Annotated in this window: 13 protein-coding genes and 1 pseudogene; 9 read left to right on the top strand and 5 right to left on the bottom strand. The window is 72.2% G+C overall.

The window, feature by feature from the left end:
* Window positions 1–7 precede the first annotated feature (7 nt).
* On the bottom strand, window positions 8–484 hold the full coding sequence (locus AB0O21_RS18890) for a phospholipase (protein WP_365172270.1): 477 nt from the start codon (window positions 482–484) through the stop codon (window positions 8–10).
* A 345-nt stretch (window positions 485–829) separates the two neighbouring features.
* On the opposite strand from AB0O21_RS18890, the gene AB0O21_RS18885 reads away from it, so the two are divergent.
* Entirely contained in the window at window positions 830–2,794 is a 1,965-nt protein-coding gene (locus AB0O21_RS18885) for a BTAD domain-containing putative transcriptional regulator (protein WP_365172269.1), read from the top strand.
* Between the two features lie 84 nt (window positions 2,795–2,878).
* Window positions 2,879–3,475, top strand: a complete 597-nt coding sequence (locus AB0O21_RS18880; protein ID WP_365172268.1) for a dihydrofolate reductase family protein — start codon at window positions 2,879–2,881, stop codon at window positions 3,473–3,475.
* Between the two features lie 10 nt (window positions 3,476–3,485).
* On the opposite strand, the gene AB0O21_RS18875 is transcribed toward AB0O21_RS18880, so the two are convergent.
* Window positions 3,486–4,040: a YbaK/EbsC family protein gene (locus tag AB0O21_RS18875; RefSeq protein WP_365172267.1), complete on the bottom strand. Its 555-nt coding sequence runs from the start codon at window positions 4,038–4,040 to the stop codon at window positions 3,486–3,488.
* Between the two features lie 63 nt (window positions 4,041–4,103).
* Window positions 4,104–5,033 carry a ScbA/BarX family gamma-butyrolactone biosynthesis protein gene (locus tag AB0O21_RS18870; RefSeq protein WP_365172266.1) on the bottom strand — a complete coding sequence of 310 codons (930 nt, stop codon included), beginning with the start codon at window positions 5,031–5,033 and terminating at the stop codon, window positions 4,104–4,106.
* 126 nt (window positions 5,034–5,159) lie between these two features.
* On the opposite strand from AB0O21_RS18870, the gene AB0O21_RS18865 reads away from it, so the two are divergent.
* From AB0O21_RS18865 to AB0O21_RS18840, 6 genes and pseudogenes are all read left to right on the top strand, one after another.
* A complete protein-coding gene (locus AB0O21_RS18865) occupies window positions 5,160–5,795 on the top strand; it encodes a ScbR family autoregulator-binding transcription factor (RefSeq protein ID WP_365172294.1) in 636 nt (211 codons plus the stop codon).
* Between the two features lie 14 nt (window positions 5,796–5,809).
* Window positions 5,810–6,682: an NAD(P)H-binding protein gene (locus AB0O21_RS18860; RefSeq protein WP_365172265.1), complete on the top strand. Its 873-nt coding sequence runs from the start codon at window positions 5,810–5,812 to the stop codon at window positions 6,680–6,682.
* 10 nt (window positions 6,683–6,692) lie between these two features.
* Window positions 6,693–7,484: an SDR family oxidoreductase gene (locus AB0O21_RS18855; protein ID WP_365172264.1), complete on the top strand. Its 792-nt coding sequence runs from the start codon at window positions 6,693–6,695 to the stop codon at window positions 7,482–7,484.
* Window positions 7,485–7,571: 87 nt separating this feature from the next.
* Window positions 7,572–8,180 (top strand): sigma-70 family RNA polymerase sigma factor, encoded by a 609-nt coding sequence (locus tag AB0O21_RS18850; RefSeq protein WP_365172263.1) that lies wholly within the window; start codon window positions 7,572–7,574, stop codon window positions 8,178–8,180.
* Between the two features lie 422 nt (window positions 8,181–8,602).
* Window positions 8,603–9,466 (top strand): annotated as a pseudogene (locus AB0O21_RS18845) (IS110 family transposase); the annotation flags it as partial.
* A 481-nt stretch (window positions 9,467–9,947) separates the two neighbouring features.
* On the top strand, window positions 9,948–10,499 hold the full coding sequence (locus AB0O21_RS18840; RefSeq protein ID WP_365172262.1) for a YciI family protein: 552 nt from the start codon (window positions 9,948–9,950) through the stop codon (window positions 10,497–10,499).
* Window positions 10,500–10,808: 309 nt separating this feature from the next.
* Here the strand turns inward: AB0O21_RS18840 and AB0O21_RS18835 are convergent, their stop codons facing one another.
* Window positions 10,809–11,819 (bottom strand): quinone oxidoreductase, encoded by a 1,011-nt coding sequence (locus AB0O21_RS18835; protein ID WP_361752216.1) that lies wholly within the window; start codon window positions 11,817–11,819, stop codon window positions 10,809–10,811.
* Between the two features lie 304 nt (window positions 11,820–12,123).
* A complete protein-coding gene (locus AB0O21_RS18830) occupies window positions 12,124–12,723 on the bottom strand; it encodes a TetR/AcrR family transcriptional regulator (RefSeq protein ID WP_365172261.1) in 600 nt (199 codons plus the stop codon).
* Window positions 12,724–13,099: 376 nt separating this feature from the next.
* On the opposite strand from AB0O21_RS18830, the gene AB0O21_RS18825 reads away from it, so the two are divergent.
* Entirely contained in the window at window positions 13,100–14,230 is a 1,131-nt protein-coding gene (locus tag AB0O21_RS18825; protein ID WP_365172260.1) for a sulfotransferase, read from the top strand.
* Window positions 14,231–14,286 lie beyond the last annotated feature (56 nt).

Below are 14,286 nucleotides of genomic sequence, written 5' to 3'. Positions count from 1 at the left end.
CGACCGGTCAGGCCACGGCGCCGCTGTCCACGGCGGCGGTGTTCCCGAAGGCCTTCACGGCCTGGTAGTAGGTCCAGGCGGTGGAGTCGCACGAGGTCTTCGTCAGCCCGGAGTAGCCGGAGCAGACCCGCTTGAGGTCGGCGTAGAAGGCGTCGTCGAGCCGCGACTTGTTCGCGCTGAAAGTGCCCGCCGCCTTGTAGTTGCGGTAGCCGAAGTCGTGGCGGGCGCAGGAGGTCTGGAAGGGGAAGCCGAACGGGTTGTCCGGGGAGGACGAGCAGTAGTCGGTCGACCAGTCGAACCCGTAGGCCGCCCAGGCCCCCTGGTTGCCGCGGGCCGCCACCCAGGCGTTGTAGCTCGAGGCGCTCGTCTGGGTCCAGCTGCTCAGGACCTGGGGCTTGTCGGCCGGCGCGGCGGAGGCCGGGGTGGCCAGGGCGACGAGGGCGGCGGCGGAAGCGGCTATCACGGTGGCGAGTCGACGGCGCATCAGAGTTCTCCAAGGACGGGGGCGCCGGGGAACTCCCGGCGCCGGGCGGCCTCAGACTGGGAGGGCGGGATATCACGGACCCCCGGCGCCCCTATACGGAACCTCTGGTGGTCGAAGCGGAGGCCCCCGCGAGCCGGAGCGCCCCCGCCGCGGCACGGCGGCGCCCCGGTCCCCGAACTTCCCGTGCCCGTCCGGGAGTCCGGCTCGTCAACCCGGCGCGGCCCCTGATCCGCCATCGGGGATCCCCGCTTCCGAGGTGGGGAAAGCGATCCGACAGCGGTGCGACAGAGCGGTCGGCGAAGGTGGCAGACAGAGCCTCAACCCGCCCGACGTCGAGAGGAAACCATGGACCTCCAGCTGCTCGGCCCGGTCGAGGCCACCCGCGACGGTGCGCGGATCGCGCTCTCGGGAACCAAGACGCACACCGTTCTGGCCGCCCTGCTCCTCGCCCGGGGCCGGGTGGTCCCCGACACCCGGCTCAGCCGGCTGCTGTGGGACGGCCGGCCGCCCGTCACGATGAACGCGCAGCTCCACACGTACGTCTCCCGGCTGCGCAAGCTCCTGGAACCCGAGGTCGTCCTGGAGCGCCGCTCACCCGGCTACGCCATCAGGACCGGCGAAAGCCGCCTGGACATAGTGGAGTACGAGCGGCTCGACCGGCTCGGGCGGCAGGCCCTCCAGGAACGCCGCTACGGCGAGGCCGGCACCCTGCTGCGCGACGCGCTGGACCTGTGGCAGGGACCCATGCTGGTGAACGTCAGCGAGCACCTCGCGCAGGAGGAGGTCCCGCAGTGGGAGGAGGGGCGCGCCGCCACACTGGAGAACCGGATCGAGGCGGACCTCGCGCTCGGCCGCCACCAGCAGATCGTCGCCGAACTGACCCGGCTGGTGGCCGACTTCCCGCTCCGCGAGCGGATGCGGGCCCAGCTGATGACCGCCCTCTACCGGTGCGGCCGCCAGGCCGACGCGCTCCACGTCTTCCACGAGGGCCGCTCGGTGCTCGCCGAGGAGCTGGGCGTGGAACCGGGCAACGGCCTCAAGGCCGCCCACGAGGCCCTGCTGCGCGCCACGCTGGACCTCGCCCCCGCCCCCGGCACGGACTCCGGCACCCCCGCGGCGAACGGGTCCGGCGCGGCGCGGGCCCGCCGGGGCGCGGGAGGCGCCTCCGCCTCCGCCTCGGGTTCCGCCTCCGCCTCGGGTTCGGCCAACGCCCCGGCCTCCGCTGCCGCCCCCGCCGAGATGCCGCCCTTCATGCTGCCGCCCGACACCGGCGTCGCCTTCACCGGCCGCACCCGCGAACTGGCCGCGCTGCGCCGTCTGCTCGCCACCGCGGAACCGCGCCGCTGTCTGATCACCGGCATGGCGGGCATGGGCAAGACCGCCCTCGCCGTGCACGCCGCACACGCCGCCCGGGCGGACTTCCCCGACGGGCAGCTCTACGCGGACCTGGCCGGGCCGGACGGCGCCCCGAAGGACCCGCGGGCCGTGCTGGTCCGGTTCCTGCGCGCGCTCGGGCAGGAACCGCCCGAGTCCGCCGTGCACGACCTGGAGGAACTGGTGCGGATCTACCGCACCCGCACGGCGGGCCGCCGGCTCCTGGTCCTGCTGGACAACGCGGCCGACAGCGCCGGGCTCGCCCCGCTCCTGCCGCCCGGCCCGCACTGCGCGACGCTGGTCACCGGGCACGTCCACCTCGCCGCGGCCACCGGTCCGCACGCGCTCGCCCTCGGTCCGATGAGCCGCGACGAGTCCCTCGACCTGCTCACGAAGGCGATCGGCAGCGCACGCACCACCGCCGAACCGGCGGCCGCGGAGCGGCTGGTGGACGCCTGCGCCGGCCTCCCGCTCGCGCTCCGCGCCGCCGGAGCCCGGCTGGCCTCGCGCCCGCACTGGAGCGTGGCGCGGCTGGCCCAGCGGCTGGCGGACGAGCGCACCCGGCTGGAGGAGCTCTCCTTCGGCGAACTGGACGTGGCCGCCTCGCTGGCCGGCTGGCTGCGGCGCACCGACACCGAGAGCCTCGAACTGCTGGCCCGGCTCTCGGTGCTCGGCGGACTCCCCTTCTCCGCCGCCTCCGCCGCGACGGTCCTCGGGCTGCCCGTGCGGCGGGCCGAGGACCTCGTGGAGGGCCTCGTCGACGGCTCGTTCCTGGAGCCGGTCCGCGCTCCGGGCGCGCTGGGGGCCGCGGCCGGCGACGGTTTCCGCTTCCACCCCCTCGTACTGCTCCACGTCCAGGCACTCCCGGTGGAGCGCCCCGTCCGGGCCGCCGGTTCACCCGCCGCCGCGAGGAGGGTGACGCAGGTCACATCGTGAGTTCGCGTGTCGGGCGATGAGTTCCGCGCGGCCCGCCGGTCTCTATTGGCGTACGGAGCACGCACGGCACACAAGGAGCACACCATGCGCATCGTCATCAGCGAGTTCATCAGCCTCGACGGCGTCGTCCAGGCCCCCGGCGGTCCCGAGGAGGACACCGACGGCGGATTCGCCCACGGCGGCTGGTCGCACCCCTTCTTCGACCCGGAGGTCGTCGGCGGCGCCTTCACCGACGCGCTGGAGCAGGCCGACGCCCTCCTGTTCGGCCGCCGCACCTGGCAGACGATGGCCGGCGCCTGGCCCGAGCGGGCCGGTGACCCCTTCGCCGACAGGATGAACTCCATCCCCAAGCACGTCGTCTCCGAGACCCTCACCGAGGGCGACCTCAGCTGGCACAACACCTCGCTCATCGCGGGCGACAAGGCCGTCGCCCGCATCCGCGAACTGCGCGACGCCCCCGGCGGGAACCTGCTGGTCATGGGCAGCCCCACCCTCGCCCGCACGCTCCTGAGCGAGGGCCTGGCCGACGAGCTCCGCCTGATGATCATGCCGGTGCTCCTCGGCCCCGGTAAGTCGATCTTCCCCGAGGACGGCACCCTGCGCCCGCTCGACCTCGTCTCCACGGTGACCAGCGCCACCGGCGTCCAGGTCTCCACCTACCGCCCCCGGGCCGAGGGCTGACCCGCCGTCGCTACACGGCGAGCCCTTCCACCACCTCCACCGCCGGGAGCGCGGCGAAGAGTTCGCCGGGCGCGATGAGCTTGCCGCGCCGGCGTCCGCTGCCGATCAGGACGTACGGCATGCCGACGACGGCGGGGTCCACCAGCAGCGGCCAGTCGGCCGGCAGCCCGATCGGGGTGATCCCCCCGTACTCCATGCCGGTGCGCTCCACGGCGGTCTCCATCGGAGCGAACGACACCTTGCGCGCGCCGAGCCGGCGGCGCACCGCGCCGTTGACGTCGGCCCGGGCGCCCGAGGGGACCAGGCAGGCGGCCAGCGCGGTCTCGCCACCGCGCTTGGCGGCCACGACCACGCAGTTCGCCGACTGGGCGAGGAGCTCCCGCCCGTAGTGCTCGACGAAGGCGGCGGTGTCCGCGATCGCGGGGTCGGTGTCCACGTAGACGATCCGTTCCGCGGGGACGCCGGCCGTCCAGGATCGGATCGCGTCGGCCACCGGCCGGGTGAGTTCGTCGAGGCACTCGGGGGCGGGGCGGGCCTGCTCGAAGGGGCCGATGGGAGCGCGCATGCCGGCCATTCTGTACCAGCGGCGGCTCCTGCCGGCCGACCGGGGCCCGCCCCGCGGTCGGGCTCAGTGCCCCGGATACGGCGCGGACGTGACGATGGCGGAGGCGACCGCGGCGCCGTTCTGGACCGCGCCGAGCCGGACGTCGTACCGGGTGACGCGCTCCGCCGTGATCCAGCACGGCTGGTCGAGCTCGACGTACCGGTGGAACGTCGCGTCGAAGTTCACGGGGCAGACACGGCGCGGTGCGGCTTCCGCCTGGGCCGCCTGGCTGAAGGCTTCCAGCAGCACCATGCCGGGCACGTGGTCGTGCGGGTGGTCGAACAGCACGGTGTTGGAGGTGTCGACCCGCAGCTGCCACAGCCCCGGCCGGTCGGTGGCGGCCAGGGTGACGTCGTGCGGGTTGGTGCGGCCGACCAGCTGCGGGGTGATGGACGGGGCCGGCGGCAGCGCTCGGGCGAAGGCCTCGGCCGCGTTGGCGTAGGCGCCGCGCAGCCGGTCGTAGATGGCGCCGGGGTGGGTGACGTAGCGGACCTCGGCCCTGCCCACGTGCCTGCCGTCGCGTGTGGCCTCCACGTGCGCGGTCAGGTACGTCGTGCCCATCCGGCGCCGGGTGATCTCTTTGTGTGTAATATACATGTCAATGACTGCGGGCTCTCCGGTGGCGCGGAGCGCCGCGGGCGACACGGGGGACCGGAACCGCTCCCAGCCCAGCCGGTGGTCGAGCGGTAAGCCGAACGCGGTGTGCGACAGCAGGGCCAGGCCCTGGCGGAGGCTTTCGGTGAACAGCAGTGGGCTGTAGGCGTCGCGCGTGGGGCGGTAAAAGGAGTGGTCGGCCGGCCAGCGCACGGTGACGAGGTGCTCGGCGTCGCCGACCTCGCGCCAGTCGGTGACGAGGACCTCCGAGGCGTCGGCCTTGCGTACCAGGCGTCTGGTGTCGGTGTTCCGCGACGTGGTGTGGTCTGCTTCCAGAATCCAGTGAGCAGCAGAAGTCATCGAATTTCCCCCCTGGGAACAGCGGCGTTGACCGTGCTGGGTGCGGGCCCGGACCCGAGGTACCCTCGCAGCAAAATAGAGAGTATTCTTTTTTTTGTCGAGCCCGGAGGAGACCCAGTGACCGAACTGACCGGTAGGCGAGACGTGAAGCAGGAGCGGGCGCTGCGGACGCGTGCTGCCCTTGTGCGGGCCGCGGCCGAGGTGTTCGCCGAGTCCGGGTTCGCCGGGGCGAGCGTCTCGAAGATCACCGAGCGGGCCGGGCTGACGCTCGGCGCGATGTACTTCCACTTCAAGAACAAAGAAGCGCTCGCCCGCGAGATCGTCCGTGCCCAACCGGGCCTGGTGGACCCCCCTTGTCCGGCGACCGGGCTGCAGCACGCCGTCGACATCACCCTCACCTGGGCGTACCAGATGCTGGACGACCCGCTTCTGCTCGCGGGCGCGCGGCTGGTGATGGACCAGGAACTGTTCATCACCCCCGAGGAGAACTCGCACACGCAGTGGGCCGACCTGCTGGCGCAGGTCTTCTCCGAAGCCCTGCAGCGGCGCGAGCTGCGCGCCGGGGTCGATGTGAAGGCGCTGTCCAGGGTCGTGGTCAACGCGTGCACCGGCGCCCAGATGCACGCCCAGCTGGAGAGCGGCCGGGCGGACCTGCCGGACCGGGTGGAGGAGATGTGGCGGTGCCTGCTGCCCGCGATCGCCACCCCGAGCGCCGTGTCGCGCATCGAGTTCGGGCCCACCCGGGCCCGGGCGGCCTCCTGATGCCGGGAGCGCGGGTGGCGCCGAAGGTGGTGGTGACCGGCGCGACCGGCGCCGTGGGGCGGCACGTCGCCCGCATGCTCCCCGCCGGTGCCGACGTACGGGTGCTGGCCCGGGACGTGGACAAGGCCCGCCGGATCGGGCTGCGCGGCGAGCTCGTACCGGGCGACTACCAGGACCGGCCGGGCCTGGAGCGTGCCCTGCGGGGAGCCGACGCGGTCTTCGTCGTGACGGCGAACCCGCTGCGCCCCGCCGACGACGAGAACATCCTGGCCGCCGCGCGGGCCGGCGGTGTCCGGCAGGCGGTCAAGCTGTCCTGGCTCGCCGTCGCCGACCCGGCCGCGGACGATCTGATCGCCCGCTGGAACCGCGACAGCGAAGAACTGCTGCGGACCTCGGGGCTCGGCTGGACCGTCCTGCGCATGCGCACCCCGATGTCGAACGCCCTGGCCTGGGCCTCGTCGATCCGTGCCGGGGGAGTGGTCCGAGCGCTCGGCGGAACCGCCCGGACCGCCTGCGTCGACCCCCGGGACGTCGCCGCCGTGGCCGTGCGGGCACTGACGGAACCCGGCCACGAGGGGCGCACGTACGCGATGACGGGCCCCGAACCCATCAGCGTCCGGGAACAGGTCCAGGAGCTGTCCCGACTTCTGCGGCGCCCGATCGGGTTCGAGGAGCTCACCGCCGACCAGGCGCTCGCCCGGTGGCGCGAGCGCCTTCCGGAGCCGCTCGCCCAGGCCCTGCTCGAAGCGGCCGTGCGGCGCTCCGCCGGCGCGTCGCGGGACAGCGCGGGCGACGTCGAGGCCGTCACCGGACGGGCGCCGGCCTCCTTCGCCGCCTGGGCCGCCGACCACGCGCCCGACTTCAGCCCGACCGAGCCGACGAGGTAGAGAGCACGCCATGCGTTCAGCGGACTCCGCACGTCAGGGGCAGCCGATGCTCCAGGACAAGACGATCATGATCACCGGCGCCTCCAGCGGCATCGGGGCAGCGGCGGCACGCCTCTTCAGCGCCGAGGGCGCGGCGGTCGCGCTGATGGCGCGCAGGGAGGACCGGCTGCGCCAGGTCGCCGAGGAGATCGAGGCGGCGGGCGGGCGGGTCGTGACGGTCACCGGGGACGTGACCTCGACGGCCGACGTCCAGCGGGCGGTCACCGCGACCGTCGAGACCTTCGGAGCTCTGGACGGAGCCTTCAACAACGCCGGCTGGGGCACCCGGGGAACGGCCCTCCACGAGACCGACGACGCGCTCTACGACCGGATCATGGACGTCAACGTGCGCGGGGTGTGGAACTGCCTGCGCGCGCAGATCCCGGTGATGCTGGAGCTCGGCCAGGGGGGCTCGATCGTCAACACCTCCAGTACGGCGGGTCTGTTCGCGACGGGCGCGCTGGCCCCGTACGTCGCGGCCAAGCACGCCGTCCTCGGCCTGACCAAGTCCGCCGCGGCCGAATACGGCGCCCGCGGCATCCGCGTGAACGCCCTGGTGGTGGGCACCGTCCGGACCGAGCTGATGGAGGAGGCGCTGCGCGGCAGGCCGGGCGCGGAGAAGTCCGCCGGCTCCCGCGGCATCCAGCGGCGGATGGGCGAGCCCGAGGAGATCGCGCAGGCCGCCGCATGGCTGTGCAGCGACCGGTCCTCCTTCGTCACCGGCGGCGCGGTCCCGGTCGACGGGGGCTGCACCGCCATCTGACCCGCGGGGACCCGGAGTCGGCCGGACCGCCGAGGATGTTCCCCGTACACAAAGAAAAAAAAGCGCTCTATATGTAATCTTGTGTTCATGACGGACACGACCACGGTCTGCGCCGCGGAGACGGACGAGCAGCGCTCGGCCCGCTTCGAGCGGGACGCCCTCGGCCACCGGAAACTGCTGTACGCCCATGCCGTTCGGCTGACCCGCAACTCCGCGGACGCGGAGGACCTGGTCCAGGAGACGTTCGCGAGGGCGTACCGCAGCTTCCACCAGTTCCGCCCCGGCACCAACCTGCGGGCCTGGCTGCTGCGGATCCTCACCAACGCCTTCCTCTCGGACTACCGCAAACAGCGGGCGGAGCCGCGCTTCGCGCACGCCTCGGACATCGAGGACTGGCAGCTCGCCGGCGCGGCCTCGCACACCTCCGGGGGGCTGCCGTCGGCGGAGTGCCAGGTCATGGACCGGATCCCCGACCCGGTGGTCAGCGAGGCGCTGCGGGCGATACCGGGCGACTTCCGGACCGTCGTCTACCTCGCCGACGTCGAAGGCATGCCGTACGAGGAGATCGCCGCACTCGTCGGCATTCCGAACGGAACCGTCAACTCCCGTCTGCACCGGGGCCGCAGGCGGCTGCGGGTCCTCCTCGACGGGCACCGGGGGTACCGGGCCGGCACGGGCACCCGAGCGGGCGGGTAGGCCCGGGCGCCCGCTAGGGCGTGTATCGGAAGCGGATCATGCGCGTAGGGTGTCGGCATGTCGCTGAGCCACATAACCCTCTCGTCCGGTCGTTCGATCGAGCTCACCGAGCTCCGGATGGCTACGACCTACGGGGGGATGCTGGAGGGCTATCCGTGCCAGCGCATCAACGACATGAAGGTCAGCGGCCTCCTGCGACAGGCCGAGCATGCGTGCTCCGTAAGTTGTTAGGCGGCCCGGGAGGGCCGGGTGTGGCTGATGCGTTCTTGCCTTCAGTGGCTTGGAAGGAGTGGCCGCCCGGCTTTCCGGGGCGCCCTGGCTGCTGATTGAGATGTGCGCGCTTCGTGCGGTCGCTGTTTACGGAGATGACAGCGGGGTGTTCCTCGGGCCGACGGCATGCTGTTGGAACTGGGGAGGGGCGAGTGAGCGAGCGACGGGCCCGCATCTGGGCCGGCATCGACGCGGGCAAGGGTCACCACTGGGCGGCGGCGGTCGATGAGACCGGCGCGACCTTGTGGTCGAAGAAGATCGACAACGACGAGTCGGCGATCCTGACCGCGCTCGGCGAAATCCTGGAGCTGGCCGAAGAGGTCCACTGGGCGGTGGACATCTCCGGAACGTCCTCCGCGCTGCTGCTGGCTCTGCTCGCCGCCCACGGCCAGCAGGCCGTCTACGTTCCCGGCCGCACGGTCAACCGCATGTCGGGCGCCTACCGGGGCGAGGCGAAGACCGACGCCCGTGACGCCTACGTCATCGCCGAAACGGCCCGCCAGCGCCGGGACTTCGCCGTCATCGACGTGCCCGCCCGGCTGGCCGCGGACCTCGCCCTGCTGACCGCCCACCGATCCGACCTGGTCGCCGACCGGGTCCGGCTGATCAACCGGCTTCGCGACGTGCTGACCGGCATCTTCCCCGCGCTGGAGCGGGCTTTCGACTACAGCGGCCACAAGGGCGCGCTGGTGTTGCTGACCGGCTACCAGACCCCGGCCGCCCTTCGCCGTCGCGGCCGGTCCCGACTCACATCCTGGCTGGCCAACCGCGGCGCCGACGCGGTTGCCGCGACTGCGCTGGAAGCTGCGCAGGCCCAGCACACCGCGCTGCCCGGCGAGGACGTCGCCGCCCAGATCGTCGCGGACCTGGCCGCGCAGGTCCTGGCCCTGGACGAGCGCCTCAAGCGGATCGACAAGCAGATCCGAGACACGTTCCGCGGTCACCCGCAGGCGGAGATCATCGAGTCCCTGCCCGGTATGGGCCCGATACGGCCGGCGGACCGACTGGTCCTCGCCCTCGCGGCCGTCCACGCCGCCCGCCCCGGCGCGATCCGCCGTCTCCAGCTTGACGACCTCGACATCGGCAACCGCCGACTGGTCATCAACGGCCGTCTCCGGCCCCTGGACGAGCTGACGCTGCAGCTCGCCCTTGCCTGGCTGGACCACCGGCGACGCCGCTGGCCCGACACCGCCAACCTGCACCTTCTGATCAACAAGCAGACCGCGCTGGAGACCGGGCCCGTCAGCGGTGTCTCCGTCTCAGCGGCGCTTCGCGGCCAGACCGCCACCCTCGAACGGCTCCGCGTCGACCGTCAGCTCGAAGAGGCCCTCACCCACGGCGCCGATCCGCTCCACCTCGCGCTCGTCTTCGGCATCGACGAGAAGACGGCCATCCGCTACGCGGACTCGGCACGCGTGCTTCTGGGTGAGGCTGCCGAGCGGTCATCGCAGTGAAACCCGCTCGACCTGGTCACCTCGTTGAAGAGACCCTATGGGCATGGAGTTCCTCTGCTACCACCGCGACCGGCCCGGCTCCCTGCCGCTGCGCGACGAGCTACTGCAAGAGCATTGGTCATATATGGACCGGTACGCGAAGGAGATGATCGCCCGAGGCCCGACCCTCGCCAGCGACGGCGACACACCCACCGGCAGCATGCACATCGTCGACCTGCCCGATCCCGTCGCCGCCCGCGCGTTCGCCTTCGACGAGCCGAACTACCAGGCCGGCGTCTACCGGGACGTGCTGCTGCGACGGTGGCGCAACACGCTGGGGCGCACCATGTGGGACTTCCCCGGCGGCCGGACCGGCGGCAACCGGTACCTGGTGCTCGGCCTTGGCACGGGGCATGCCGCCGACCTCGCACTGCCGCCCGACCGCGACGAGCTGATCGCCTACGGGCCACTGCTGTCCGACAACGGCGCCACCTGGCTGGGCACGGCGGCGTTGCTCCGGGCGCCGGACCCGGACACGGCACGCGCCACCCTGACCCCGGACCGGTACGCCGACATTGAGGTGCACAACTGGCAGTTCGGCGGGCGGCCGTCATAACCCCAGGACGTCCGGCCGACGTTACCGCCGAAGCCCCTCGGATCGCTCAGCATCCCCGCGTTTCACCCGAACCCACGGATGCATCGGCCTGACGCACACCGGTGCACCCGTGGGCTCGCGCTGAAGAACCTTCGGTTTCCATGAACCCACGGGGATCAAGGGGTGTGACCCGGATACGCCAGAAACCCGCCAGAACTTGATCTTGGCCTGCTGAGTGCCTGGCCTGACGCTGTCGGGGATCTTGGGGATGACGGTCGGCCATGCCCTCGACATCTCAGTCTCCAAGATCCCCGACCTCGTCACCCGCGATCAGCTCTGCGTCTCCTCGCGGCGTCCAATAGCGGCCGCATCGGGTACGACGAGCAGCTTGCCGGTGGTACGGCGAGCCTCCAGATCGCTGTGGGCCTGGGCGGCCTCGGACAATGCGTAGCGGCCCGTTACGGTGACCTCAAGCGCCTTGGAGCGCACCCACTCGAACACATCGGCGGCCCGTCGGAGCAGTTCGGACCGATCGGCGATGAAGTGCCCGAGGCTGGGCCGGATCAGGGTCAGCGAACCGCCGTGGGCGAGCCGAATCGGATCAAACGGCGGCACGGCACCACTTGCCGCGCCGAAGAGCACGAGATGGCCGCGGGTTCGCAGGCTGGCGAGGCTCGCATCGAAGGTGTGCGCGCCGACGCCGTCGAAGACAACCGGCAGTCCCTGACCGCCGTTGAGCCGCCTCACCTCGGCTGCGAGATCGTCGACTGCGGAGGAAAGGATCACCTCAGCGGCCCCGGCACGCTTCGCCAGCTCGGCCTTCGCCGTGGTCGACGTCGTGCCGATCACCCTGCCGCCGAGATGGGTGATGAGCTGGGTCAAAAGCAGCCCCATGCCACCAGCAGCCGCATGCACGAGCACCGTGTCGCCCCCCTGAACCGGGTAGGCGTCCTTGACGAGATAGTGCGCGGTCATGCCTTGGAGGAGCACGGCGGCGGCTGTCTCGAAGCCGATATCGTCGGGCAGCGGCACCAGCCGGGAGGAGTCCACGACGGCCCGCTCGGCATACGTGCCGGGAATCTCCACCCAACCGACCCGGTCCCCGACTGCGACGTCAGCGACGCCGGGTCCCACTTCGACGACCGTGCCGGCGCCCTCAGCGCCCGGGGTGAAGGGCAGCGGGAGGCTGTACCGGCCTTCGCGGTGGTAGACGTCGAGGAAGTTGACCCCGGACGCGGCGACCTCCACGAGCGCCTCGCCCGGACCCGGCCGCGGCTGGTCCACCTCGGCCTCCTGCAGCACCTCGGGACCGCCCACTTCGTACACCTGAATCGCTCGCATGGCCCTCCAATAACGGTTCATCCCCACCAACCCCGTTGATGGCGATCCGATTCCCGGCAAGCAGACCAGCCCGCCGCCCCCGCCGAGAGCTGAGACGCCTGCTTTGCACCCGGGTCTGGGACAGGAGACCGAGGCCGTCAAGGGTCGACGAATGGACCACCCGCCACATCCACACCTGCGGACGCCCCGGCTTGATGCCCTGCGGCAGCAACGGCTCAAGCCGGGCCCACTGGCCATTCGTCAGATCACCACGTCCCACAACACGTGATCATGAACGAACAAGATCCACTTTACGCAACAGACCCTAGGTCCGGTCCGTGCCCGAGATCCCCGGCAGGACCAGCTCCCAGATGCGGGCGAGCTGCTGCTCGGCGCCGTCGCGGCGGTCACCGGGGGCCGCGGCCCGGGTGCGGGAGTCGGCCTCCGCGCCGGTGATGAGGTGGGCCACCAGCGCGAGAACCGCCTCGCGGTCGGTGCCCGGGCGCAGTTCGGCTTCCGTCACGCGCGCGAGCAGCCGCTCCATGACGGGCAGCCAGAGGGCGGACCAGGCGGTCGAGCCGTCGGCGCGCTCACGGGCGAGCCGCGCCGCGGCGCGGACGGCGGCGTCCCCCTCCAGCAGCCGCGCGATCTCGAGGGTCAGGGCGACCACGGACCGCAGCGGCGGCTGCCCGGCCGCGGCGGCCCGTTCCGCCGCGGCCCGCACGGCGCACTCGCCCCGCGCCTGGACGGCGTCCGCCAGCTCGTCCTTCGACCGGAAGTGGAAGGTCAGGGCTCCCATGGAGAGTCCGGTGGACTGGATGATCCGGGCCAGCGTGGTGGCTTCGTACCCCGCGCCGTCGAACGCCGACGCGGCCGCCCGCACCAGCGCCTCCCTCGTGCGGGCGGCTCTCTCCTGTTTCGCCATGGGCAGTCTCCAGATTCCGGCCCACCCGGTGTGTTCCGGCACAAACTCAACTGGCGACGGCCCGGCGGCCTTCCCGGAATGCCGCCTAACCAACTGGATTGGCGGATTCCCATCGGTATCGCCCGCGCGCCGGGCGGGCCGGTCGGCAACGGCGGAGCGGGCCGCGGCTCGGCGGGGCGGCCCTTGGCTAGAAAACATTGAGAGCGTTCTGTATTCTTTTGTTGAGTCGCAGGTCCTGTGGCAGTCGCCGGTGCGCCCAAACAGGTCCTGCGTGACCGGAGGGGCGCAGACACGGCCTCCCCGGATCGGGCAAATCGGTGGCTGGGGGAGCGCAGTGGCGGTCAAGGGACTTGTGGCTTCGGGAGATCCGTCGAGCGTGAGGAGCGGTGCGGAGCGGCACGCGCAGCGCCACCCAGGCATCGAGGCGAGCGGGCGCGAACCGGTCCGACCCCTCGACGCGGGCGAGCTGCTCGCCGCCGCGACAGCGGGAGCCGGTACGGCGGGAGCCGGTACGGCGCGAGCGGGTTCCGGGTCCTTCCGGTTCCTCTCCGAACTGGAGCTGCTGGTCGAGTCGGTGAACGCCGAGTCCCGGCTGACCGCGTCCGGCCGGGCGGCCGTCCGCGACCGGCTCGTCGCGGCGCTGACGCATCAGCGACGGCTGCACGCCCTGGTGAAGGCCTCGCCGGCGATCTCCGCCACGCCCATCACCCGGCCCGTGTTCATCGCCGGGCTTCCCGGCAGCGGCGCCTCGCTGCTCCAGAACCTGCTGGTGGAGCACCCGCTGCTGGACTCCCCCGTGCTGTGGGAGCTGCTCGACCCCGCCTCGGAAGGCTCCGACTACCGGCATCGGCGGACCCTCATCGAGCGCGCCCGCACCTGCGTGGAGCGCTCGCGCGCGTCCGCTCCGCAGTGCAGGCTGGGCCGGCTGCGCGAGGCCACCCGGCCCGGCGGCTGCCACCGGCTGCTGGCCAACGCCTTCCAGAGCCCGATGTTCGGCATGGGGCTGCGCGTTCCCCGGTACCTGCGCTGGCTGGAGGGCAGGGACCTCTCCGACGCGTACGCCTTCCACCGCACGCAGCTCCAGGCCGTCACCTCGCGGATTCCCGCCGCCACGCTCCTGCTGCGCGACCCGTTCCACGCCGCCTACGTCGGAGGCCTGCTGCACGCGTATCCCGATGCGCGGGTGATCCGCGTCCACCGCGAGCTCGCGCACGTGGTCGCCGCCACGGCCGGGCTGTCCAGCACCCTGCGCTCCGCGACGTCGACGCGGGTGGATCCGCGGGGGGTGCGCCGGGAGTGGGCCGGGCACCTGGAGCGGCACCTGGCGCGGGCGGACGGTGCCGCGGGCGCGCTGGAGCCCGGCCGGCTGCTCGACGTACGCCATGACGATCTGGTGGCGGATCCGGCGGGAGTGGTGCGCCGGGTCCTGGAGTTCCTCGAGGTCGAGCCCGCCCCCGCGGTGATGCAGAATGTTCGTGGACTCGCCCGGTCCGCCTACGGAATCTGAGTCCGGAATCCGAACCTCGCCCACCCGGACACTTGTAAATGTTTGCGTAAGCATTA

Origin of the sequence: Streptomyces sp. NPDC091371 (genome assembly GCF_040684275.1) — a bacterium.
GTDB lineage: Bacteria > Actinomycetota > Actinomycetes > Streptomycetales > Streptomycetaceae > Streptomyces.
The sequence above is the reverse complement of the archived record's forward strand: the minus strand, read 5'-3'. Positions and strand labels throughout refer to the sequence as shown.